General features: G+C 65.6%; 16 protein-coding genes. 12 read left to right on the forward strand and 4 right to left on the reverse strand.

Annotation, left to right across the window (positions count from 1 at the left end):
* Positions 1-377: 377 nt before the first annotated feature.
* From GY937_12640 to GY937_12685, 10 genes are all read left to right on the forward strand, one after another.
* A complete protein-coding gene (locus tag GY937_12640; protein MCP5057555.1) occupies positions 378-674 on the forward strand; it encodes a TrbC/VirB2 family protein in 297 nt (98 codons plus the stop codon).
* Complete coding sequence (locus GY937_12645; protein ID MCP5057556.1) at positions 674-1,027, forward strand: conjugal transfer protein TrbD; 354 nt, start codon at positions 674-676, stop codon at positions 1,025-1,027. Before GY937_12640 ends, GY937_12645 begins: the two co-directional genes overlap by 1 nt.
* 4 nt (positions 1,028-1,031) lie before the next feature.
* Positions 1,032-3,464, forward strand: coding sequence for a hypothetical protein (locus tag GY937_12650; GenBank protein ID MCP5057557.1), 2,433 nt, complete (start codon positions 1,032-1,034; stop codon positions 3,462-3,464).
* The gene (gene trbJ, locus GY937_12655) at positions 3,451-4,254 is read left to right on the forward strand and encodes a P-type conjugative transfer protein TrbJ (GenBank protein ID MCP5057558.1); all 804 of its coding nucleotides are present in this window, start codon (positions 3,451-3,453) and stop codon (positions 4,252-4,254) included. The genes GY937_12650 and trbJ overlap by 14 nt, the downstream gene beginning before the upstream one ends.
* Positions 4,255-4,275: 21 nt before the next feature.
* A complete protein-coding gene (gene trbL, locus GY937_12660; protein MCP5057559.1) occupies positions 4,276-5,487 on the forward strand; it encodes a P-type conjugative transfer protein TrbL in 1,212 nt (403 codons plus the stop codon).
* Between the two features lie 15 nt (positions 5,488-5,502).
* Entirely contained in the window at positions 5,503-6,153 is a 651-nt protein-coding gene (locus GY937_12665; GenBank protein MCP5057560.1) for a conjugal transfer protein, read from the forward strand.
* A gap of 12 nt (positions 6,154-6,165) precedes the next feature.
* Positions 6,166-7,128: a P-type conjugative transfer protein TrbG gene (trbG, locus tag GY937_12670; GenBank protein ID MCP5057561.1), complete on the forward strand. Its 963-nt coding sequence runs from the start codon at positions 6,166-6,168 to the stop codon at positions 7,126-7,128.
* A gap of 17 nt (positions 7,129-7,145) precedes the next feature.
* Positions 7,146-8,384, forward strand: a complete 1,239-nt coding sequence (locus GY937_12675; protein MCP5057562.1) for a hypothetical protein — start codon at positions 7,146-7,148, stop codon at positions 8,382-8,384.
* 27 nt (positions 8,385-8,411) lie between these two features.
* Entirely contained in the window at positions 8,412-8,645 is a 234-nt protein-coding gene (locus GY937_12680; GenBank protein ID MCP5057563.1) for a DUF2274 domain-containing protein, read from the forward strand.
* Positions 8,646-9,045: 400 nt separating this feature from the next.
* On the forward strand, positions 9,046-9,273 hold the full coding sequence (locus GY937_12685) for a hypothetical protein (protein MCP5057564.1): 228 nt from the start codon (positions 9,046-9,048) through the stop codon (positions 9,271-9,273).
* Positions 9,274-10,306: 1,033 nt separating this feature from the next.
* Here the strand turns inward: GY937_12685 and GY937_12690 are convergent.
* The 3 genes from GY937_12690 to GY937_12700 are packed head-to-tail and all read right to left on the reverse strand — an operon-like array spanning position 10,307 to position 18,804.
* Positions 10,307-10,663, reverse strand: coding sequence for a hypothetical protein (locus GY937_12690; GenBank protein MCP5057565.1), 357 nt, complete (start codon positions 10,661-10,663; stop codon positions 10,307-10,309).
* Positions 10,660-18,426 carry a hypothetical protein gene (locus GY937_12695; protein MCP5057566.1) on the reverse strand — a complete coding sequence of 2,589 codons (7,767 nt, stop codon included), beginning with the start codon at positions 18,424-18,426 and terminating at the stop codon, positions 10,660-10,662. Before GY937_12695 ends, GY937_12690 begins: the two co-directional genes overlap by 4 nt.
* A 57-nt stretch (positions 18,427-18,483) precedes the next feature.
* Complete coding sequence (locus GY937_12700) at positions 18,484-18,804, reverse strand: hypothetical protein (GenBank protein MCP5057567.1); 321 nt, start codon at positions 18,802-18,804, stop codon at positions 18,484-18,486.
* Between the two features lie 657 nt (positions 18,805-19,461).
* Here GY937_12700 and GY937_12705 point away from each other — a divergent pair.
* Both GY937_12705 and GY937_12710 read left to right on the forward strand, forming a co-directional pair.
* Positions 19,462-19,944, forward strand: coding sequence for a DNA repair protein RadC (locus tag GY937_12705; protein ID MCP5057568.1), 483 nt, complete (start codon positions 19,462-19,464; stop codon positions 19,942-19,944).
* Positions 19,945-20,043: 99 nt separating this feature from the next.
* Positions 20,044-20,442: a hypothetical protein gene (locus tag GY937_12710; protein ID MCP5057569.1), complete on the forward strand. Its 399-nt coding sequence runs from the start codon at positions 20,044-20,046 to the stop codon at positions 20,440-20,442.
* Between the two features lie 454 nt (positions 20,443-20,896).
* Here the strand turns inward: GY937_12710 and GY937_12715 are convergent, their stop codons facing one another.
* Positions 20,897-21,361: a hypothetical protein gene (locus GY937_12715; GenBank protein MCP5057570.1), complete on the reverse strand. Its 465-nt coding sequence runs from the start codon at positions 21,359-21,361 to the stop codon at positions 20,897-20,899.
* Positions 21,362-21,393: the final 32 nt, after the last annotated feature.

Genomic DNA, 21,393 nt, shown 5'->3' on the forward strand with positions numbered 1-21,393 from the left:
ACTACCTCGCGGCTCTCGATCGCGAACTCGACACCGATCCGACCGACACCGATTCGCCGTTCTGACGAGAAACCAGCACTCGCGCGCGACCACGGCTAGATGATCAGATTTCTACGGTTTCTCGTGATCGCCAACAGCTGGCGTCCCGTCGCAGCCGCAGCTGATCGCCGACTCGGTGGATCTGATCGTATCGATCGCTCGCAAGAACGGTGGACGCCGGGTGGAAGAGCTCCTCCGTGTGGAGGGCTTCGAGCCCGGCCAAGGTTATCGCCTGTCGCGCGTTGTCGCGGAAGGCTGAGGAGGATGAGATGAAGACAGTTGCAATGCCGGTGGCTTCCTTGTCAAAGAGGGAAGGGCGCTTGGTCCGGGCACTCGCAATGGCCGGAACGCTCGGAGCCCTTGTGGTCCTCGGCGTTTCGGAGGTCGCCTACGCGACGCCGTCAGGGCCCTCGATGCCCTGGGATGCCCCGCTCCAGATTCTCCTCGACAACCTCCAGGGCACCGTTGCGCGAATCCTGGTCACGGTCGCGGTGGTCATCACGGGCCTGTTGTTCGCGTTTGGCGAATCGGGGGGCGCGTTTCGCCGGGTCTTCGGAATCGCCTTCGGTGCGGCCATCGCGCTGGGTGCCCTTACGGTGCTTACGAGCCTCGGGTTCGTTGGGGCGACGTTCTGATGGAAGACCAGCCCAAGCGGATTGCCTCGCTTGATTCGCCGAGAACCATCCCCGTCCACAAGGCACTCACGCGTCCGGTGCTCCTCGCGGGAGCAGACCGCGAGCTCGTTCTCTCGAACGGCGTCGTGGTCGTGGCGCTGCTCTTGGGGATCGGCCTCTCCTGGTACACGTTCACTGTCTCGGCCTGCCTGCTCGTCGTCGGCCACTGGGGCCTGGTACTCCTGACCAAGCGCGACCCGGAGATCCGGCGCGTGTACGTGCGGCACGTGCGGTTGGCAACGTACTACCCCGCGGCGCCGCGGCCGCTTCGGAGGGCTCCGTTGGTCCAGCCCTCCGTGACCGTCTCGGAGTAGTGGCGTGCTTCGCGAGCACCGCGCACGCGCTGTCGGCCTGCCGGATCTCCTGAACTTCGCGGCCCTGGTCGAGGAGGGCGTGGTCCTCAACAAGGACGGGGCCCTGCTTGCAGGGTGGTGGTACTCCGGGCCGGACATGGAGGCCGCGAGCCACGAGGAGCTGGCGATCCTCTCTTCGCAGGTGAACGGGGCACTGGTTCGGCTTGGCAACGGTTGGATGCTCCAGGCCGATGCCGTCCGAAGGCCGGCCGGAGCCTACCCTCCGCCGGGAGCCTTCCCGGATCCGACGACCTCTCTGATCGACGAGGAGCGCCGTCTCCAATACCTCGCTGGGCGCAGCACCTATGAAAGCGTGTACGCGCTCACGGTGACCTACCTGCCTCCGCGCGACGTGCAGGCCCGCCTGGGCGGGTGGTTCGTCGAAGGCGACGCGCAGGATCCTGCTGGATACGAGGCGATCCTGCGCTCGTTCCAGAGACACGTGGTGGAGCTCGAGGACGCGCTGACCGATCGGCTGTCGTTGAGCGCGATGGGCTCGGAAGACCTGCTGAGCTTCCTCCACCACTGCGTCACCGGGCTTTCGCAACCCGTACGAATTCCTCCGACGCCGATGTATCTCGACGCTCTGCTGGGTAGCCAGGATCTCGTCGGGGGCTTCCGGCCGCGGGTCGGCGATCGGCATGTGCGGCCGATCGCCGTTGCAGGTTTCCCTGCGGAGTCCTTCCCCGGAATCCTCGACTTCTTGAACCGCCTCCCAGTCGAGTATCGCTGGTCGAACCGGTTCATCCCGCTCGACCCGGACACGGCCGAGGCGCGCCTCAAGGTGCTCCGTCGCAACTGGTTCCAGAAGCGCCAGGGCGTCTCCGGCCTGGTCAAGCAGGCACTGAACCTGGGCGAGTCTACGTTCGGCAACCGCGACGCCGTGGCCATGGCCGAGGATGCCGACGATGCGGTGGAAGAGGCGGCCTCGGGGACGGTGCGCTTCGGCTACTACACGAGCGTCATCTCGCTGCTCGACGAAGACCCCGAAGCGCTGGAGGCCGCCTCGCGGCAGGTGTGCCGGAGCCTCCAGCATCACGGCTTCGCCGCTCGCGTGGAGGACGTGAACGCGCTGGAGGCGTACCTCGGCTCGATCCCAGGCCACGGGTATCGGAACGTCCGGCGGCCGCTGATTCACACGCTCAACTTCGCCGATCTCATTCCGACGACGAGCGTCTGGCCGGGGCTCGAGGAGAACCCCAGTCCGTACTACCCGCCGGGCAGTCCGGCGCTGCTCTACGCCAACACCTCCGGCTCGACTCCGTTTCGCCTGAACCTCCATGTCTCCGACGTGGGGCACACCCTCATTCTCGGGCCGACCGGCTCGGGCAAGTCGACGCTGATCGGCCTGATGATGGCCCAGTTCTTCCGCTACCCCGGCGCCCAGGTCTTCGCCTTCGACAAGGGGTACAGCAGCTTCGTCCTCACCCGGGCAGCCGGAGGGGACCACTACGACGTGGCCAGCAACGAGGCGGAGGATCTCGCGTTCTGCCCGCTTGCAGAGGTCGATCGCCCCGAAGAACGGCTCTGGGCGGCGGGTTGGGTCGAGATCCTGCTCGGGCTGCAGGACGTCACCGTCACGCCCGCCCACCGGCAGGCGATCCACGTCGCACTGGAGCGGCTGGGTGCAAGCGAGAGCCGAACCCTCACCGACTTCCTCAACACGATCCAGGATCGCGAGATCCGGGAGGGTCTTCAGCACTACACGCTCCAGGGCGCGATGGGTCGCCTGCTCGACGCCGAAGAGGACGGGCTTCGCGACGGGAGCTTTCAGGTCTTTGAGATGGAGCACCTGATGAACATGGGCGACGTCAACGCCGTCCCGGTGCTCATGTATCTCTTCCACCGGATCGAGCAGCGCCTCACCGGCCGGCCGACCCTGATTGTGATCGAAGAGGCCTGGCTGATGCTGACCCACGGCGTCTTCGCCGAGAAGCTCGAGGAGTGGCTTCGTGTTCTGCGCAAGGCGAACGCCGCGGTCGTCTTCGTGACCCAGAGCCTGGCCGAAGTCTTTCGCTCCCCGCGGCGGGATCTCCTCCTCGAGTCGTGCCCCACGAGGCTCTTCCTTCCGAACCCGGGGGCCCGCAGTGAGCAGACGAGCGAACTCTACCGGCGGATCGGTCTCAGTGACCACGAGGTCGAGATCCTCTCCGGGGCGATTCCGAAGCGGCACTACTACTACGCCTCGCCTCTCGGCCGTCGTCTCATCGACCTCGGGCTCGGCTCGCTGGCGCTGAGCTTCGTGGGCGCCTCGGGTCGAGAAGACCTGCAGCTATGCCGCGCCCTCATCGAAGACAACCCCAACGATTGGGTCGCCGAGTGGCTGCGCATCCGCGGGCTTTCAGATTGGGCCGCGCAATGGCGTGCCCGCAAGGAGGAACAACATGACTCGAAGTAAGCGCATTGGATTCGCCAAAGGAACAGCGGCCATCATCCTCGTCGGTTTCGTCTGCCTGCCGCCACGCGCCAGCCAGAGCCAGGCGATCGTCCTCGACCTCACGAACCTGGTTCAGAACATCCTCATTGCGGTCGAGCAGACGCTGAGTGTCGCTGAAGAGGTGCAGATGGTTGCGAACCAGGGCACCCAGATCCTGCAGCAGGTCCAACAGCTCCAGAACGAGCTCGACATGCTTCAGAACATGGTGGTCAATACGACACCGGCCGGAACCGTTGCCTGGGGCGACGTTCAACGCGCGCTAAGCAGTCTCGGTCGGACGGTGCAGATCGGTCTCTCGATCCCTTACACGCTCGGGAACGTCGACAGTGTCTTCCAGAGCCGATTTCCGGGCTTCGTGCCTCCCACTGATTGGGCGGCGGAGTACGACTCCTGGTCGACCACCGCACTCGACACGTTGCGGGGAACGCTCGCCTCTGCCGGCCAGAACGTTGCGGACGCGCCGAGCGTGCAGGCGGCGCTCAACAGGCTGCGCTCCGCCAACGATTCCGCTCAGGGACGGCTCGAAGCCCTCCAGGTCGGCAACCAGATCGCGAGCCTCCAGGTGGAAGAGGCCGCCAAGCTCCGCCAGCTGTTCGCCGCGCAGATCAACGCGCAGAACACCTACCTCGGCGCCCAGGAGGCGAAAGCTGCCGGTTCCGCCGCGGCGTTCAATGCTTGGATCGGCAACGGGTCCATGGTCGTACCCGTCTCCAGGCCGAGCCAAGGCCTGGGCGCCGTTCCGCGACCCTAACCGAACGGCGACCGCTCTCCGATGACCTCCATCCTCACCAACCTCGTCCTTGCGTTCCAGGCTGCGACTGCCGGCTGGTTCGCAGCGCTCTTCCCCATCGCTCGGAACCTGTTCTTCACGCTGGCCACGATCGAAATTGTCTGGGCCGCATCGTTGTGGGTGCTCGAGCGCGACGATCCGACGCAGATCTTCGTCCAGTTCCTGAAGCGCATCATCGCGATCGGTTTCTTCCTGGCTGTTCTCACCTTCGCCGACGTCTGGATTCCCGCGATCATCGACGGCTTCGCGACGGCAGGGCAGATCGCCGGTGGGCTCCCGGAACTCAACCCCAGCACCGTGATCGACCAAGGCATTGCGGTGGCGTCTTCGCTCATTTCGAGCATCAGCGTGGCCGGCTGGTTCACGTCGCCTGGGGGAAACTTCGTCGCGGCAATCGCCGCACTGCTGGCTTTTCTGGCGTTCGTGGTGATCGCGGGCCAGCTCGCGCTGGCGCTGATCGAGATGTACGTGGTGATTGGCGGCGGCGTGCTGCTGCTGGGCTTTGCCGGCTCGCGCTGGACGATGCCGTTCGCAGAGCGCTACCTGAGCTACGCCGTCGCCATCGGGATCAAGCTGTTCGTGCTCTATCTGATCATCGGCGTTGGCACGGCCCTGGCTGCCTCCTGGGGGCCCACCCTCGCCGGGGTTGGAACGTCGCCGACGGATCTCTTCGCGATCCTGGGCGCTTCCCTCGTCTACATGATCGTGGCGTGGCAGATCCCGTCGTTCGCCTCGGCGCTGATCGGGGGCTCGGTCAACATGACTCTTGGGACCGCGATCTATACGGGTGGCTCGATGGCTGCAATGGCCGTAGGCGTGACGGGCATCGCTGCGCGAGCCGCCGCCTCTGGAGCCCGTGGGACGACGGCCATCCTGGAAGCCGGCCGCTACGCGCGAGATGCCCGCGCTGCAGGCAGCACTGGCATGGTGGGTTCCGTGGCCGGCGGGGTCTCTGCTCTCGCTACTGAGGCTGTTGGGTCCCGAGCCCGTCGGGTCGCTGGCATTCCCGCGGCGAGGACGGCAGTTGCCCTACGGGATCGCCGCATTGCTCGGTTCGGTGATCCCACGAACCAGGCGGCTCCGGCTCGTCTTCCGGCTCCGAACTCCGGAACCGGAACGGCCGGCAACAGTCCGTCGCGAGATGTCGCCGCGCCGTCTTCGCCCCGGTCCGGCCCTGATCACAAGCAGAACTGACGAGGTCAACCCTACATGCGTCCTTCCAAGAATCCCTACCTGTCAGGCCGACTCGAGTGGAACGAGCGCTACCACGGCTTCATTCGCGGCAAGCGCAATTGGCAGATCATCGCGGTAGTCGCTTTGGTTGTGAACGCGCTGCTGGGGTTCGGGATCCTCTGGCAGGCATCTCAGAGCCGGGTGACTCCCTACGTCGTTCAGGTGGACGAACTCGGCCAGACCCTCGTCATCGGCCCCGCCGAAAGGGCCGCTACCGTCGACCCGCGTCTGGTCCGCTACCAGGTGGCGGAGTTCATCCGGAAGGCGCGATCCATCGTGGCCGATGGTGCCGCTGAGAAGCAGCTGCTCGATGCTGCGTACGCCCACGCCGGTGGTGCCGCGACACGCTTCCTGAACGACCACTTCAAGGCGCACAACCCGTTCCTGCGAATGCAGGAGCGCACCGTGAGCGTCGAGGTGACGAGCGTGCTGCCGCTTCCCGCGAGCGACTCGTGGCAGATCCAGTGGACGGAGAAGCATCGCGGCCTTGACGGCGCGGTGCTCGTGCAAGAGCGCTGGCAGGCCATTCTCACCGTAGAGATTCGCCCGGGGGACACCCCGGAAGCGATCGAGCAGAACCCCCTCGGACTTTTCGTAACCGACATCCAGTGGACCAAACAGCTCTGAGGAGGGCATTCGATGCAACGAATCAATTGGCGGCGGCCCGCGGTCGCCGCAGCAGTCGTGGCGTGCGGAGCGTGCGCGTCCGTACCGGAACTCGGGCCGGAGGATTTCATCGAGGCGAGTCGCGTGACGGAGAAGATCGCAATCGCGGAGTCGCCCGAGCCGCGTGGCAGCGCGGAGCTCCTGGCGCAAGCCGATCCGGAGCTTGCCGAGGCAGTTCGCCAGTTCCAGGAGACGGGGAGGGCGCCCATCGTCCGGAAGCCCGGCTTCGTCCGCTTCCCGTACGGCGAGCGCCAGCCCATCCTTTACTGCAAGCCGCTCCGTGTTTGCGACATCCAGCTTCAAGCTGGCGAGGCCGTTCTGAACATTGCACTCGGGGACTCGGAGCGCTGGATCGCCTCCAAGATGGAGAGCGGCCCCGCTGGAGCCCGCGAGCCCCATGTCATCGTCAAGCCGACCGAGTTCGACATCAGCACGAACCTGGTCATCACGACCGATCGGCGTGTGTACCACCTCGGGCTGATCAGCACCCAAGAAGAGAAGGGCGGCTACTTCCGCAGCGTTCGCTTCTACTACCCGCAGGAGACCGTCCAGCGCTGGGCGAATGCGGCCGCCTCCGTTCGTGAGGGTGCGCGCAAGGAGCGCGAGAGGGAGGTTGCGCGGCTTCCCTTCGTCAATCCCGAGGGACTCAACTTTGCCTATCGGATCAAAGGTGATCGCGTGCCGTGGCGCCCCGTCCAGGCCTTCGACGACGGCACCCGCGTATTCATCCAAATGCCGGGTGCGATGCGCGTGACAGAGGCGCCCGCTCTCTTCGTTCGCGCGGACGGCGAGGACCAGGCGCTCGTCAACTATCGGCTGCGGGGCCGGTACTTCGTAGTGGACAAGCTCTTCTCCCAGGCGGTCATGGTCCTCGGGGTTGGCGGGAACCAGAAGCGCATCACCGTCAGCCGCCTGCCGCGTGAGAAGCGTCGCTAGGCGTTTGGAGACTCCTCATGGAAGACCAGCAAGACCCGATCGCGCCGGAGCATGACCCGGCACCCATTGAGCAGGAGCCGCGCCCCCAGGTCGTCCGCCTCAACCGCAGGGCCATCTTCGTGGCGGGGGCCCTCGCGACCTCTGTGATCCTCGCCGCTGTCTTCACACTGTCGGAGCGGAGTCGCAGGGCTGCCGAGCGACGGGAGCAGACTTCGGGGGTGAGTGCGGCTCCCGACCGGTTCTGGGATGGAGAGTCGGATGGCGTTCCTCGGCTGGCGTCGAAGGTCACGCCTGCGCAGCCGGAGTCCGTGGCGGTCGAGATCCCGAAGCTCGACGTCCGGGCCACCCCGCAGCTCATCGAACCTGCAGGGGTGGCGACCGATCAGACCCTCAGCCGCGCCTTCACTTCGCGGCCGATCGTCTTTGAAGGTCGAAGTGAACGTGCTGCTGCCCTGCCGGGCCCGGCAGGGCAGCAGCCGGCGACAGCGCGTTCTCTTGATCCCGCGAGCCTCTTCGAGGCGGCGAAGGATCTCACCAGCGGCCTTGGAGAGGAAGACCCCACCGTTTCCCAGAACCTCCAGCGCGAGAAGCTCGCGTTCATGCGCGACGCGAGCCTCGATGCGGAAGAGGAAGTCCTGGGCCACAGGGTCCGCCCCCCGCTCACCCCTTTCGAGGTCAAAGCCGGTGCACTTCTGCCTGCGGTCCTCATCACGCAAGCCAACTCGGATTTGCCCGGCCAGCTGATCGCCCAGGTTCGAGAGAACGTCTTCGATTCGGCCACCGGTCAGCACCTCCTCGTGCCTCAGGGCACCCGCACGATCGGCGTCTACGACAGCATGGTCGCCTTCGGCCAGGAGCGCGTGCTGGTCGCATGGCAACGCCTCATCTTCCCGGATGGCTCCAGCCTGAACCTGGGCTCGATGCCGGGGACGGATGTCGCCGGTGCCGCCGGCTTCCGCGATCACGTGCAGCGCGACTACGCGCGCATCTTCGGCGGCGCGATCCTGCTCAGCGCCATCAGTGCCGGTCTCCAGATCTCCCAGGGCACGTTCGGCAGTGGAAGCCAGACCACGGACACAGGTGACCTGCGGGAGATCCTCGCCGCGGGGCTGGGCCAGAACCTCGGCGAGCTGGGGACCGAGATCGCGCAGCGGAACATGAACGTCCAGCCCACGCTCGAGATCCGCTCTGGCTACCGCTTCAACATCGCCGTGATGAAGGACCTGGTCCTGCCCGCGCCGTACGAGGCCTTCTGACGTGAGCGCAAAGAGGAGGAAACCAAGATGAAACTGCAGCGTCGCAAGAACGAAGATCCGCCTGTCGAGATCCGCGTGACCGTGCCCGCCGAGATCGTTTCCGACCTCAAGGGCTATTGCCGCTTCTACGAGGCCACCTACGACGAGCCCATCGAACTCCCGGCCGTCACGGTGGAGATCCTCCGGCACTTCCTCCAATCCGAGCGCGACTTCCGCCGCTGGCGGCGCGATCAGGAACCGGGGGCCGCGCGTGAGTCTTGATCGCCAGCTCTCGGAGCCGTCCGCCTCGGGTGCGGCCGCATCAAACGAGCCGCCGGATGGTCGGCAGGTCGTCTCAACTCTGCAGCTACGTATTTCGCGGTGGAGCCCGGAATGCGGGTCCAGCTGCCATCCCCTCGCACCAACGCCGAGATGCCCTGGGTGCCCTGTCGAGGCCTCCTTCGCGCACAATCGCCGTCGGGCTTGCTCCACTCGGGCTCTTCGGACAAGGAGACGCGCCCTCGGCTCCGAAGACTCCACTCGTTCACGCGCCTTGCCTCGAGCCCCGTCGCTGCTCTCGCTGCGCGGGCGCCCTCCGGCTTCCAGCCCCGTCTGGCCAGGTCTCCGCGTGGGGCGAGAGACCTAGCCCAAAGGGGCAAAACCAAAACGAAGGAGACCTACAATGGCAGTCAACACCCAGGCGATCTACGGCGTCATCCAGCGCGAGGGAATGGAGAAGGGCTTCTGGACCCGCATCGGCACCGCCTTCCAGAACCACGACGGCAGCTGGAACCTCCGCTTCGACTACCTGCCGACCGACCGGACCGCGACGGTCCAGATGCGGCCGGCGAAGGCGAGCGAGGAGGCTGCTGAGGGCGGCTCAAAGGCCTCTGCCAGTCCCGGTCGCTGATCGCGCCGACGGGGCGGCGCTAGCCGCCCCGTCGGCGCGATCGCCGCCTCCTTCTGCCTGCTAGGTCACTTCGGTGCCCGAGGTGAGGCGATTCCCGCGTGGACCGGGAAGTTGCCACACGAAGCCTTTGGCAACCCTACAGCGCCAGGCGTCCCCAATGGCGGGTTGGTCTGGACGAATCTGGAGTTCCCCGGTTCCGTAGACCGTCAAGCGCTTGGGTTCGCTGAGCGGTTACAGCGTACTCGGTGTCATCGCCTACAACCCGCAGTTCTTGCCTGCCTCATGGAGCCGAAGGGATGAGGTATCTCGCCAGATCCCCAAAATACGCAACGGGAATGTAGAGGACAACAACTAGCGCTAGAAGCGAGACGACGATTCCCACCGTTCCAGCGAAAGCGTTCTGCCGTCGAATTCTAAACCCAAGTGTTGCGATAGCGATCCAACACACCGCAACAGCGCCGGGCAGAAAGCCGAGCAACCAGGCGTCGAAGGGGCGGAACTCCACGAATGGCTCCGCACCTGTGTTATGTGCGGCCAAGAAAAGAGACGACGCCAGAAGGAGCGCTATGGCAAGCCAGTAGGACCGCATTCCCCCAGCTTTCACTTGCACTCGGGGTCGGGCGGCGGGGGGCACGGTAGCCCGTGTTTCTTTAGGATCCTGCACACCGCTCGGCGCTCTGCCTCGGTAGCAGGCCTCGGCTCGTACCCGGGAATCACGTCGATTTGATCTGGATCCTCTTCGAAGCTCCCCTCAGGGGTGGTTACTACCGAGTTGGGCCCGACCTTTGTAACCTCCCCCGCTACCGGATCTACCGCGAAGTCCGTGTCGTTGTCGGGATCAGACCCGTCCCCGGGCGATACCATCTCGAGCGACCCGTCATCGGTATCGACAGCCAGAAGTGATCGCTCCCACTCAGCCGGAGATCGCCCCAACAAACGCTCCAACCGGCCCGAACAGCCCAGGGGAAGCCCGAGCAAGAACGCGGTGGGAATCGATTGAGGTACTTCTCTGGAGAATTCTCCGACCGCTCTCCTACCCGGCTTCATAGGTCCTTGCAATGCCTGCGCGAGCTAACATGCAGGCGCAACACGCCAAGGCGAGTTCTGCAAGATTCATCAGCCCAGGGGAAAGCAGCTGGCCAACGGGAATCGGGCCTCGACCAAGTAGCTCTGCAATCTCTGGATTTCCGACAAGGATGGTCGCGTCCATCTGCACGATTGCTGGATACATCAAGAACTCGGCGACGAGCCAGATGGCTACGGTAGAAACTACTGAAAGGGTGATGCTAGGCCTTCTTCGAAAGGCACACAGAATTCCGGCACTAGCAGCCCCTAACACACCGGACCACACGAGCGAATTCGCAACGACAATGGCGAGGAATTCAATCATGGGGTTTGTCCCCCGTTGCTAACTCCCGATCCTGGGGCGGGCTGGGGGCCCCCGGGACTCGCGCCAGAACCAGGTCCCTGGCTCGGAGGGACTGCTCCGACGCCGGGCGAGACGAAAGGGTCCACGGGGATGCAAGTTCCGGGTTGGGTGGGGAAGGGATTGTTCGGGTCACCATCGTCAGGATCAACGCCCACGTGAACACCATCTCCATCGTTGTCGTCCGGTATTCCGTCATTGTTGCAATCCAGCGACCCGCAGGCCGGATCCGAACCGAGAATCGGGCCAAGTGCTCGTTCTGCGGCGCCTTCTCCTAACTTCTTCCCGAGGAACCTGGCGACATGCCGAAACACCGTCGCTGGAAATGACTGAAGCCCCGACGGATCAATCCCATTGATGGGGTCAACGTGCGCATAGAAGTAGAGGTTCTCCTCGCCTCCGCCAAAACGAATCGGATCCTTGACGGTCCAGCGACCGGTAACTGCAGCGTAGTCTCGAACCCCGAACCGTACGAGCCCGATTGCGACATCAAAGAGGCCGCCCGCGAACCCAAAAGGCTGGAATCCGGGGTTGGTATCCTGAACTACCTGCCCGAACTCGTCGAAGTCCATCCGGTGGGCAGCGGTATTCGTGGCCGTGTCGACGACGAGCCGGGGCGAACCGAGATGGTCACTGAGAACTCGGTACGTCGCACCGCCCTTCTCGATGAAGTCCGGGACGTTCGTGCGCGATCCATAGATGAATCGTGCAACGAGATTCCCGGCCCCGTCGTACTCGGCCACCGGGTTCAGCTGGTCCTGATAGACGAACGCCTGCACCAGCGCTCCGTTCACCTTCTTCCCGATCCGCCGGTTCTGTCCGTCGATCACGTAGTCGATTGTCGTCGCGTCGGGGAGAACGACCTGGTTGAGGTTGCCGAGGGCGTCGTAGCTATAGCCGGTCGTCTGCTGCCCGGAAGGCAGTGAGCTGTCCGTCTTGCTTGTGAGATCTCCGGCCAGGTTGTACGTGTAGGTGTTTGTCCCATAGGTCAGCAGCCGGTCCTGGTCGTCGTAAGTGCCCGAGGTCACCATGGCCCCCTCGGTCACCGAGAGCCGGTTGCCGTTGCTGTCGTAGGCGTACGTGCGAGCCGGGACTCCGTTCTCATCGACCCGCTCGAGGCGACCTGCCAGGTCATAGACGTAGTCATAGGTCGCGGTCACGCCCTGGATTGTCTCGACCTTCTGCGTGATGCGGCCAAGGGTGTCTCGCATGTAGGTGTTGGCGTAGAGCGCAGTGGCCCCGGCCGAAGCGCTGTCGGAAGTGAGCTCGCCGAATGTGTTGTAGCCGTGGCTCGTGGTCACAGTGCCGAGGGTCGCCCCCGTGAGGAGCCCTGTCACCGGGTCCCGGAACAGGGTCTCCGGCCCGGCCTGAGTCAGGAGGCCATCCTGGTCGTAGACGAAGATCTCGGTCGTGCTGCCCGAGACGGTTTGGCTGGCCACCCGGAAGTCATCGTCGTAGGTCTGGGAGACAGTCCCGTTCACCGTCCCGGCCCATGTCGTACTGGTCACGAGGCTGCCGTCATAGCCAAAGGCCAGGGCCTCTCCTCCCGGTGCGGTGATGGTGTCCACGTTACCTGTGATCGGATCATAGGCCTGGGTCGTGGTCCCTCGGGGGGTGGTGACCGTGCTGAGTCTTCCCGCCGTGTCGTAGCCCAGGTCAATCGTCTTCCCGTCCGGACGGGCAACCTGGGCCAGGTTCTTGTCGAGGTCGTAGGTGAAGAAGGTCCGGGGATCGTTCGCATCGACCGGCGGCGGGTCGTACTCGTCCTCCTGGTCGAGCAGCGTGTAGCGGAAGATGTGGGCGGGCTGGCCGGGGGGCGTGAGGCTGGTGAGATTGCCGCGCAGGTCATAGGTGAAGTCGATGACACGGCTGTCGGGCAGCGTCTGGCGGGTGACCCGGCCTGCGGTGTCGTATTGGAACGAGACTGTGCGGAGCAGCGGGTCCGTGACGCTTTGGAGGTTGCCGAGGCCGTCGTAGCCGAAGCTGATCAAGCGCTGGCTGCCACCTGTGCCCTGGGAGAGGGTCTGGAGACGACCCGAGAGGTCATAGCCGAGGTCCACCGGCTCAAGGCCGTCGACCTCGGTCTGCACGAGTCGGCCCTGCGCGTCGAGCGTATCGAAGAGCAGTCTGCCCTCGGCGGTGGTCGTGGTGACGACCTGGCTGAGGCCGTCATAGGCCACAGTCCTGATCCTGCCGTTGACATCGATCGTGTCGGTCTGGCTCGTGACGACGCCCAGGGCATCGGTAGTTGTCGCCCGGCTCTGGGTGCGCTGAAAGAGCGTCCCACCGGGCGTCGAGATCTGGAGGTCCGCCTGGATAGGGGCCGAGAGACCAAAGCGCGGATCCGGGGCCTCCTGGGTGGTGACGACCGTCCCGTCAGGGGACGCGGTGCTTTCGCTGCCATCGGGGTTGATGATGGTGCTCGTGGCGAGGCCATCGAAGCCAGTGCGCGTGTCGATGAGTTCACCCGTCACGGGCTCCTCGATCGTGACGGTCTTGCTCTTACCGCTCGGGAAGCTGGTCGTGACGCTGCGGTCTGTCGCCGTCTCGACCCGCGAGAGATCGACGAAGCCCCCTTCCGGGTCTTGATCGAGGTCGAGGCGTCCGTCCGCTGCATACGTGAGCGTGAAGGTGGCGCCGCCCGGCTTGCTGAAGCTCGTGATCTGGCCTTCCGAGGTCGAGACAATCGTGTGCGTCTCTCCGGCCGGGTTCTGGATCTGATCGACGAAGCCATTCGCGTCGAGCGAGAGCGTCGTCAGCTGGCCGAAGGGAGCCTGAATGCCCGTGGGATTGGCCTGGGCGTCTCGCTGGATCGTGTGCACGTTGCCGTTGGCATCGGTCGCGGTGGCGAGCAGATTCCCTGGGCTCGTGTAGGCGAAGGTCATCAGCGTGGCGAGGGTCAGCGGTTCGCGGGTCTCCGTGTGCCGACCGAAGGGATCGAAGACGTAGAGTTCGCTTCCATCCTCGGCGGGAACCAGGAGATCGCCTGCGTCGAAGCCCGGTAGCGCGGGGCTCAGGCGGAAGATCCGGTTGCTCGTCCCGAGGGCGATGCTGCCGTCCGCAGGGGCGACCATCCGGATAGGCGAGATATTCGCGGCCAGAGCGATCTCGTTGTCGCCCGGGTTTCCTCCCACGCCGGTACCCACGGCCGTCGTGATGATGCCATCGGGCTCGATCCGACGAACGCGGTTCCCTGAGTTGCCCTGCGCGATCCACAGGGAACCCTGGCGCCCGAAGGCCAGGCCGCTCGGGAACGTGAGCTTCGCGGTGGCGGCAGGGCCGCCATCGCCCAACGGCTCGCCGGCGTTGTTGTTGCCGGTGCCAGCCACATGGCGAAGGATGCCCGCCGCATCGACCTTCAAGACCTGATGGGCGTTGGTCCACGTCCAGTGCAGCTCGCCTGCCGGGCTCACAACCATCATGCCACCACCGGCGGGCGTGAAGATCGACGTCGAGGCCGCGGGAACGTCCACGACCTTGCCGGGGGACCAGTTGCCACCGTTGCCGGCGAACGTGTCGATGGTCCCGTCGGGGGCAACCCGACGGATGCGGAAGTTGTTCACATCACCGATGTAGAGGCTTCCGTCGGGACCAAACGTTACGCTCCTCGGAGCTGCGAGTTGCGCCAACGTTGCCGGGCCTCCATCGCCGGAGAAGCCAGAAACACCTGTACCCGCCACGGTGGAGAGACCATCGGCCAGGGTCCAGCGGTGGATCTGGTGGCTCCCTGCGAAGTAGAACGCACCATCCAGCCCGATGGCCAGGTCACTGATTGAGTTGACGCCCGGGAAGCTCGTCAGCTGGGTGGCCAGGTCGGCTTCGAAGTCCAGCTCCCAGAGCGTCGAGGTCGCTCCGGTGCGCATCACGAAGAGCTTTCCGTCGGGGCCAGCCGCTACGTAATACGGGTTCGCGCCCTGGTTCGGGCAGAACCGGGCGGCCGTTCCGATCGGGGCCGTCGTATCGCAGACGATCTGGTCCAGCAGGTTCGGTAGGTCAGCGGCCCGACGCCGCTCGCCGTCGCCCCGGTAGAGCACGCGGGCCCGCGGATCGTAGCCGTGATGGGCAGACAGGCTCCAACCGGCCAGACCCGCGAAGCGGTTGTCCCAGGTACCGAGGTTCACCGTGTAGCGCTGCCCCGTCGTCCCGAAGAAGCGGAAGCCCGGTCCCGGCGGGTTGTAGCCGTAGGAGATCGTCACGTTCGCGGGGTGTCGGCCCTGGAGTTTCCTTCCAAAGAGATCGAGGCCATCCCAGGTGAAGGTGGTCGATTGGTTGGCTCCCGGCCCGAAGCTCTGGCGGAAGATCTGACCGGCGATCTCGACCCGCAGATCGACCTGCGTGAGCGAGGCCGGGGGTGTGGCGCCGGTGAGCGGAATGTCGAGTGAGAACGACGGGGCATAGCCCGGCGCCCGGTCGCTCTCGTAGTGGAGATCGAAAGGCGAGCCCACGAGATCCACGGCCTCGCCCCACACCTGGCGATCACTACGGATGATCGAGTTCCCACACGTTGCATCGCAATCATTGCCGCTGCCATCCTCTCCCGGCTTCTGGTCCGGAGGGGTTGCATCCGGGGGAAGCGGCTTCTTCTTGTGCGGGCAGCCAAACGAGAAGTGGGTCGTCGTGTAGCGGCGGAGTTCGTCGGCCGGGTCGTAGAGCGTGGCAAGCGTCGTCTGCTCGTCCGGTGTGATGCCGGCGGTTGCCAGCTCGGCGGGGGATTCGGCGAAGCCGTCTCCATCGAGGTCGAGATCGGCCAGCCCGCCTGTCTCGCTCACGATCTCGAGTACGAGGCCTGCCGTCGCCGGCACCCAGATCGCCGTCTCCTCGTCGTAGAAGGCGATCGGTGCCGCGCTCCCTACCGGATCGGCGTGGAGGTTCTCCAGGTAGAGGGGCAAGGGTTGGCTGAACTGGACCTCGGTGGCGTCCAGGGTGAGCGCTTCATCCGCGGTGAACTCGAAGATGAAGGTGGGATCGACGCCGTCGGGGATGGTCGCAGGAAGCGCTTCCAGCGCCGTGGCTCCCACCGTGTGCTCGGTGATCCGGATGGCGAGGTTCGTGAGGGCCTGACTCCCTCCACCGGGAAGCTCGGCCAGGGCGGTCGTGCCCTGCGGAACCAGCAAAGTGGGCTGGCGGGTGCCGAGCGTGTCCGTCACGAGATCGCCCTGGGCCACCTGGATCGGAACGGCTGCGGTGAGATCGACGGCGGTCACCGTGGGCGAGCGAGGAATCAACGTCACATCGTCGAGCGCCACCGTGTCGCGCCACGGAACGAAACGTGCCGTGCGGTAGGCGTCGACATAGCCCTCTCGCTCGTAGTGGAGCGTGAGGCGCTCGCCACCGTTCACTACGAGATCGAAGTCGCCGTCGGCCTGGGTGAGGGTCTCCCCGAACTCGGGATGATCCTGGACGGTCACCTTCACGCTCGGCAGCGGTGCGCCACTTCGATCCTCGACGGTTCCGTGGAGGTGGGCGGCGCGGAGCGTCTCGATCGTTCCCGGAACGACGCCCGTCTGGATCGGGCTAGCTCCGGTGTAAAGGAAGGAAGTCGCGGCCTCGATATCTGTGGCAACGCTGAGATCCAGCGGCGGCGCCACGCTCGTAGCATCCGGCGGCGGAGGCGGCGGCGGGCTCGATGTGCGCACTACGGTGATGGTCGCCATGGCAGTGTCACTTGCACGAGTCGCGGTAGCCGTCACGAGGTTCGAGCCGACGGTCAACGGAATCGTCGCGGTCCAACTCGTTCCGGTGAGTGTCGCCGTGACACCGTTCACGTCCACGCTGGCACTGCCATCAGACACATTGCCCGAGACAGCAAGCGTTGTGGCGGAGGTGTCGGATCCATCGGCAGGCGAGAGGATCGCCACCGTGAGCGGCGGAAGCTGGAGGGTCACGTTGATCGACGTGTTCGTCGTGTTTCCGAGGGCGTCCGTCGCGATTGCCGTGAGTGTATTCGGGCCGGGGACGAGCGGAACGCTGGCGCTGTAGCTTGAACCCACGACGGTTGCCGGAACCCCGTTCACGGTGACGGTCGTGGTCGTGGCGTCTACGACGGCACCGGAGACGGTGACGGGTGTACTCGCGAGGATTGCGCCATCCGAGGGGCTCGTGATCGTGAGGGTCGGAGCCGTCGAGTCGAGGGTTACGCTGATGCTTGCCGCGTCCGAGCCGAAGGCGTTGACGGCGGTCGCCGTCAGGGTATTCGAGCCCTCCACGAGCGGAACTGAGGCGCTCCAGGTGGAGCCAGTGATCGTGGCGGCCACACCGTTCACATCGATGCCTGTGGCACCGGTGTGGGTGCCGCTGACGGAGACGGGTGTCACGCCTTCGAGGGCGCCATCGGCAGGCGCGGTGATCGCGATGGTCGGCGGGTCGCCGCGCGTCACGAGGATGCTGTCGCTCCCTGTGTTGCCGGCGGCGTCGGTCGCGGTGGCCGTGATCGTCTGGCTTCCGAGAACGAGCGGAACCGCTGCGCTCCAGGTCCCGGCGCCGAAGGTGGCGGCCACGCCGTTCACGGCCACACCCGTGATCGCGCTGGCATCGGAGACCGTGCCGCTCACATTGAGCAGCGAGAGCGTGGTCACGGTCCCATCGGGAGGTGAGCCGATGGAGACCACCGGATCGGTGGTATCGAGGGTGATCGTGAGGCTCGCCGAGCCGCTGTTTCCGGTGCCGTCCGTCGCGGTCGCAGTGATCGTGTTGGCGCCTTCCAGGAGCGCGACCGAGGTGCTCCACGCGCCGCCGGTCACGGCGACGAGCGTGCCGTTCACATCGACCTGGCTCACGGTGCCCGCATCGGTGACGGTCCCGCTCACCGTAACGGGCGTCGTCCCCGTAAGCGTCCCGTCCGCAGGGTCCGCAATTACGATGACTGGAGCGGTGGTGTCGAGCGTAACGCTCACGCTCGCAGAATCGCTGCCGAGAGCGTTCGTGGCGGTCGCGCTGAGCGTGTTCGCACCTTCGACCAGCGGAACCGAGGCGGTCCATGTGCCCCCCGTGACGACTGCGGCGACGCCGTTCACGTCCACGCTGAGGGGCGTCGCGCCGCTGACCGTCCCGCTCACCGCGACGGGCGAGCCACCAGCGCCAAGAAGGCTGCCGTCGGCGGGGCTCGTGATCGCAACGTTCGGTGCCTGGCCCACGGGCGGGGTGCCCACCGGCATGCCAACCTTCGCGCCGCCCACCGGCATGCCAACCTTCGCGCCGCCCACCGGCATGCCAACCTTCGCGCCGCCCGACGGCTGGGTGCCTTGGATGCGAACGCCGAAGACCCAGCCCTGATTGTCCGTGCCTGTCAGCTCCGCAACCGTCACACCGGTGAGCGTGAAGCTGGCGCTCTCGACCACGACCCCACCCGGGCTCCCGGTCTGGCCGAGCTTCAGTCCCCAGTCCCACTTCTTTACCGGCGACATCGTGTTGCCGCCGCCCACCTTCCAGACCTTGTTGGCCTGGAACTGCCACTGCGTGACGATGCCGCTCGGATCGGTGACCCCCATGCCAGGGACGAGGCTCTCGGTGGTCACGTTCCCGAACAGGCCCAGCAGATCGCCCTCTCCCGAGGGAATCGAGACATCCACCTGCACGCCGCCGGCCACGTCGGTCAGGCTCAGCGTCACGTCCACGCTGTCGCCGCTGATCGGTGTCGAGAAGGCGTAGGTAACGGCCGTTGCCGGTGCGGAAGCCAGGAGGGCCATGGCGAGGACGGCCGGAACGAAGCGGAGGGCGCGTGAGGTCATCGGGAGCTCCGGGTACGGGTGCGGGAGAAGACGCGGCGTGCGGGAATCAATGAGTCGCTAGATCTCGACGTCGCCGCCGTCGCAGACCGCCTCGACGGGGGCGCCGTAGCTACCGGTCGCTGGGTCGTGCTCCTGGTACACCACGGTGCTGTCGGCCGAGCAGACGTTCGCGTGGCCGCCGAGCGTCAGGACCCCCTCGTAAAGGACGGTCGCGCAGGCGCCGGCCACATCCGGTTCACAGACCCGAGCCGAGAGACCCTGGGTCTCGCCATCGACCTTGACGACCGTGCAACAGCCTGCGCGGGCAGCGGTCGGGGCGAGAGCGGGAGCAGTAGCGAGAACGATCAGACAGAACGCGAACGGACGGGGGAAGCGCATCGATCACCGGGGGTTGGAGAAGCTGCTCACAGTAGTGGGTTCAATGAGTTGAAATCAACGGAAATAACTTCAGGAAGACCTCAGGATTCGCCTCCTTCATTCAGAGTGGGGAACTACTGGCACGGGCTGGAGGCAACCGACCTTGGGAAACAGCGCCCCGAGGGGTTACCGAGATGGCCGGTTCAGGCTCCACCACTGGCGGCAGGCATTGCCTGTCGCTCCCGCAGGAACGCGAACTGCACGCCATCGACAGACACCCCTGCGCCTCGAAGTCCGGCCCGGCTGCCTGCTTTCTTCAGATTCGCCATGCGCCGGAAGCGGCGAGGGTACCCAGAACCCGAGCGCGTGAAGTTCGGGTCGTTTGCCCCACGCTCCTATCGTGTCAGTCTCCATCGCTGCTTGGTTTCTTGGCGTCGCGTTGCCGTCTCCCCGTCAGCGCCTGCATGGCCCTCCGTGTCTACCGGCCGTCGGCCAGGCTCCGCCGCGGGGTCTCCGGACACAGGGCCGCGCCCTCGCTTCGCGGACTCTGCTCGTTCATGTCCCTTGCCTCGACCCTTGCTCCGCTTCTGACCTCCGGCCTGGCCTGCCGCGTCCGGCTCTCCAGCGATTGGTGAGAGAGCCGGCCCACAACGGGCCCAAGAGGACACGGAGGGTCTCATGGCAAGCGTCGATCGCCAGAACGTCCACTTCATCCGCGAGGTCGCGGTCCGATACGTCGGGCGCTCGGCCTGCATCGCAGCTGCGATCCGGCAGCCCACCGAGGTCGTCGAGTTCATGCGCCGCGTCGTCCGCGACGACGCGCGCGAGCACTTCGTGGCGCTCTACCTGGACGGACGCCATCGGCCAATCGCTCACCAGGTGGTCTCCGTCGGTACCGCCTCGGCCTCGCTCGTACATCCCCGCGAGGTCTTCCAGCCGGCCATCCTAGTTGGTGCCTGCGCGGCCATCGTTGGCCACAACCACCCGTCGGGTGATCCCACTCCCAGCCAGGAGGACCGCGTGGTGACGCGTCGGCTGGCCCAGGTGGGTGTTCTTCTTGGCGTCCTCCTCCTCGATAGCGTCGTTTGGACTCGGGCCGGTGACTATGTGTCGGTTCGGGAACTCGAGCCCTCGCTATTCGATGCCCCGCCGCGCGGATAGCCGGGCCACCGACCGCCTACCCCTCGGTGCTGGTCGGGTTATAGTCGAGGTGTGCCAGCGGCAGGCTGCCTCCTGCTACTGGGACACGGAGACCGGCCCATGATCGTTGCCGAGTTCCTGTTCATCGCCTCCGTTGTTGGTCTCCTCACGGAGACCTGGCTGGGGTTCCTCGGGACCTTCATTGGGCTCTACGCGTTCTACCGCTTCACCCGGCTCTCTGCAGTTCTGTCGCTCGCTCTGAGCCTCTACTGGGGCCTGCTTGGCTACCACCTGGGCGCTTCGACCGGCGAGTTCGGTGTCGGGCCGCTGCTGGCCTTGCTGGGATTCGCGATTGCGGCGTGGGTTCATCGAGACGGCTTCCTCGGCGGCGTGCCGGCGGCATCGCTGTCGGAGCCTGGCGCAGCCGCCGAAGATACCGAGCCCATTCACGCGAATCGACTGTTCCCCGGCGAGCCCGATGGCGAGATCATCGACGCCGAGTACCGCGTCGTTTCCTGAGGCGTCGCTGCACCCGCGCTGGACTCGGATTGCACCCACAGTGCGGCTCCGCCGAGCTTCTGCCGCTCACGATCCATCCTTCGTTGGGCATCTCGGCGGCACGAGCTTGGCAGCGCTTTGGTAGGCCAGCTGCGTTCGCATGGTCGCGGCTTGGTCGAAGTTCGGCAGGGTGTCTGCACGGAACAAGCGCGAAATCGGAGGGAAGGCAGGGAGTCCCCACAGGGAAAAGCTACGGCAAGATAAGAGTGAGTCGGACTCGAGCCAAGTGTGCGATCTGTCAGGGGTTCCACTGAAGGGTTGGCAAATTTGCGGTTCACTAGTGAAGCGGTACCGCTTCACCAATGCGGCCGCCGTGCGGTTGCGCAGACCTGGCAGGAGCCGTCACAGTTTGTGCGCCGTTCCTGCCGAGGTTGCGCCGATCTTCGGTCGCCGCGACGGCGCCCGAACGGTCGCGCTACGGGCGAGGCTTCGTCGAGTCCAGGAGCTTGTCGATGGCCCGCCGCCAAGCCTGGTGTCTGCGGTTCACGTTGGCCGACCGCTCCTCGGCGTCTTCCTGGGCGACATCTGGAAGGTAGAACATCAAGCTCACGTACTGCCGGTCGGCCATCGCCTCCAGCCGCCGATTCTGCTCCGCCAAGATACGGATCTCGTCAAGCTGCCGGCTGAACGCGCCCAGCATTCGTTCTTCGAACTGCCCGAGTAGCCGATGCGCGAGGAGCCCTCCCTCGGAACCACCATCCTCACTCAGCTCGAGCGGCCGGCTCAGTTCATCGCGAATCGCATACATCTCTTCCAACGCCTCGCGGACGCACTCCGAGACGCTTTGGCGCTGGACGGCTGCCTCCCTCAAGATCCGCTCGTAGAGATCCGTGCCGAGGTAGGCCTGCACGTGGTAGGGGCGCTGGGTCCTGGCGCTCATCCGTTCCCCTCTGGTTCGTCCGCGGCCGTGCC

It is taken from the genome of bacterium (assembly GCA_024228115.1).
In the GTDB taxonomy this organism is placed as follows: Bacteria; Myxococcota_A; UBA9160; order UBA9160; family UBA6930.

Coding starts and splice junctions, on each gene's coding strand:
- trbJ (MCP5057558.1), top strand. CDS start 3,451: ATGACTCGAAGTAAGCGCATTGGATTCGCCAAAGGAACAGCGGCCATC.
- GY937_12700 (MCP5057567.1), bottom strand. CDS start 18,804: ATGCGCTTCCCCCGTCCGTTCGCGTTCTGTCTGATCGTTCTCGCTACT.
- GY937_12675 (MCP5057562.1), top strand. CDS start 7,146: ATGGAAGACCAGCAAGACCCGATCGCGCCGGAGCATGACCCGGCACCC.
- trbL (MCP5057559.1), top strand. CDS start 4,276: ATGACCTCCATCCTCACCAACCTCGTCCTTGCGTTCCAGGCTGCGACT.
- GY937_12690 (MCP5057565.1), bottom strand. CDS start 10,663: ATGATTGAATTCCTCGCCATTGTCGTTGCGAATTCGCTCGTGTGGTCC.
- trbG (MCP5057561.1), top strand. CDS start 6,166: ATGCAACGAATCAATTGGCGGCGGCCCGCGGTCGCCGCAGCAGTCGTG.
- GY937_12685 (MCP5057564.1), top strand. CDS start 9,046: ATGGCAGTCAACACCCAGGCGATCTACGGCGTCATCCAGCGCGAGGGA.
- GY937_12645 (MCP5057556.1), top strand. CDS start 674: ATGGAAGACCAGCCCAAGCGGATTGCCTCGCTTGATTCGCCGAGAACC.
- GY937_12715 (MCP5057570.1), bottom strand. CDS start 21,361: ATGAGCGCCAGGACCCAGCGCCCCTACCACGTGCAGGCCTACCTCGGC.
- GY937_12640 (MCP5057555.1), top strand. CDS start 378: ATGGCCGGAACGCTCGGAGCCCTTGTGGTCCTCGGCGTTTCGGAGGTC.
- GY937_12705 (MCP5057568.1), top strand. CDS start 19,462: ATGGCAAGCGTCGATCGCCAGAACGTCCACTTCATCCGCGAGGTCGCG.
- GY937_12665 (MCP5057560.1), top strand. CDS start 5,503: ATGCGTCCTTCCAAGAATCCCTACCTGTCAGGCCGACTCGAGTGGAAC.
- GY937_12680 (MCP5057563.1), top strand. CDS start 8,412: ATGAAACTGCAGCGTCGCAAGAACGAAGATCCGCCTGTCGAGATCCGC.
- GY937_12710 (MCP5057569.1), top strand. CDS start 20,044: ATGATCGTTGCCGAGTTCCTGTTCATCGCCTCCGTTGTTGGTCTCCTC.
- GY937_12695 (MCP5057566.1), bottom strand. CDS start 18,426: ATGACCTCACGCGCCCTCCGCTTCGTTCCGGCCGTCCTCGCCATGGCC.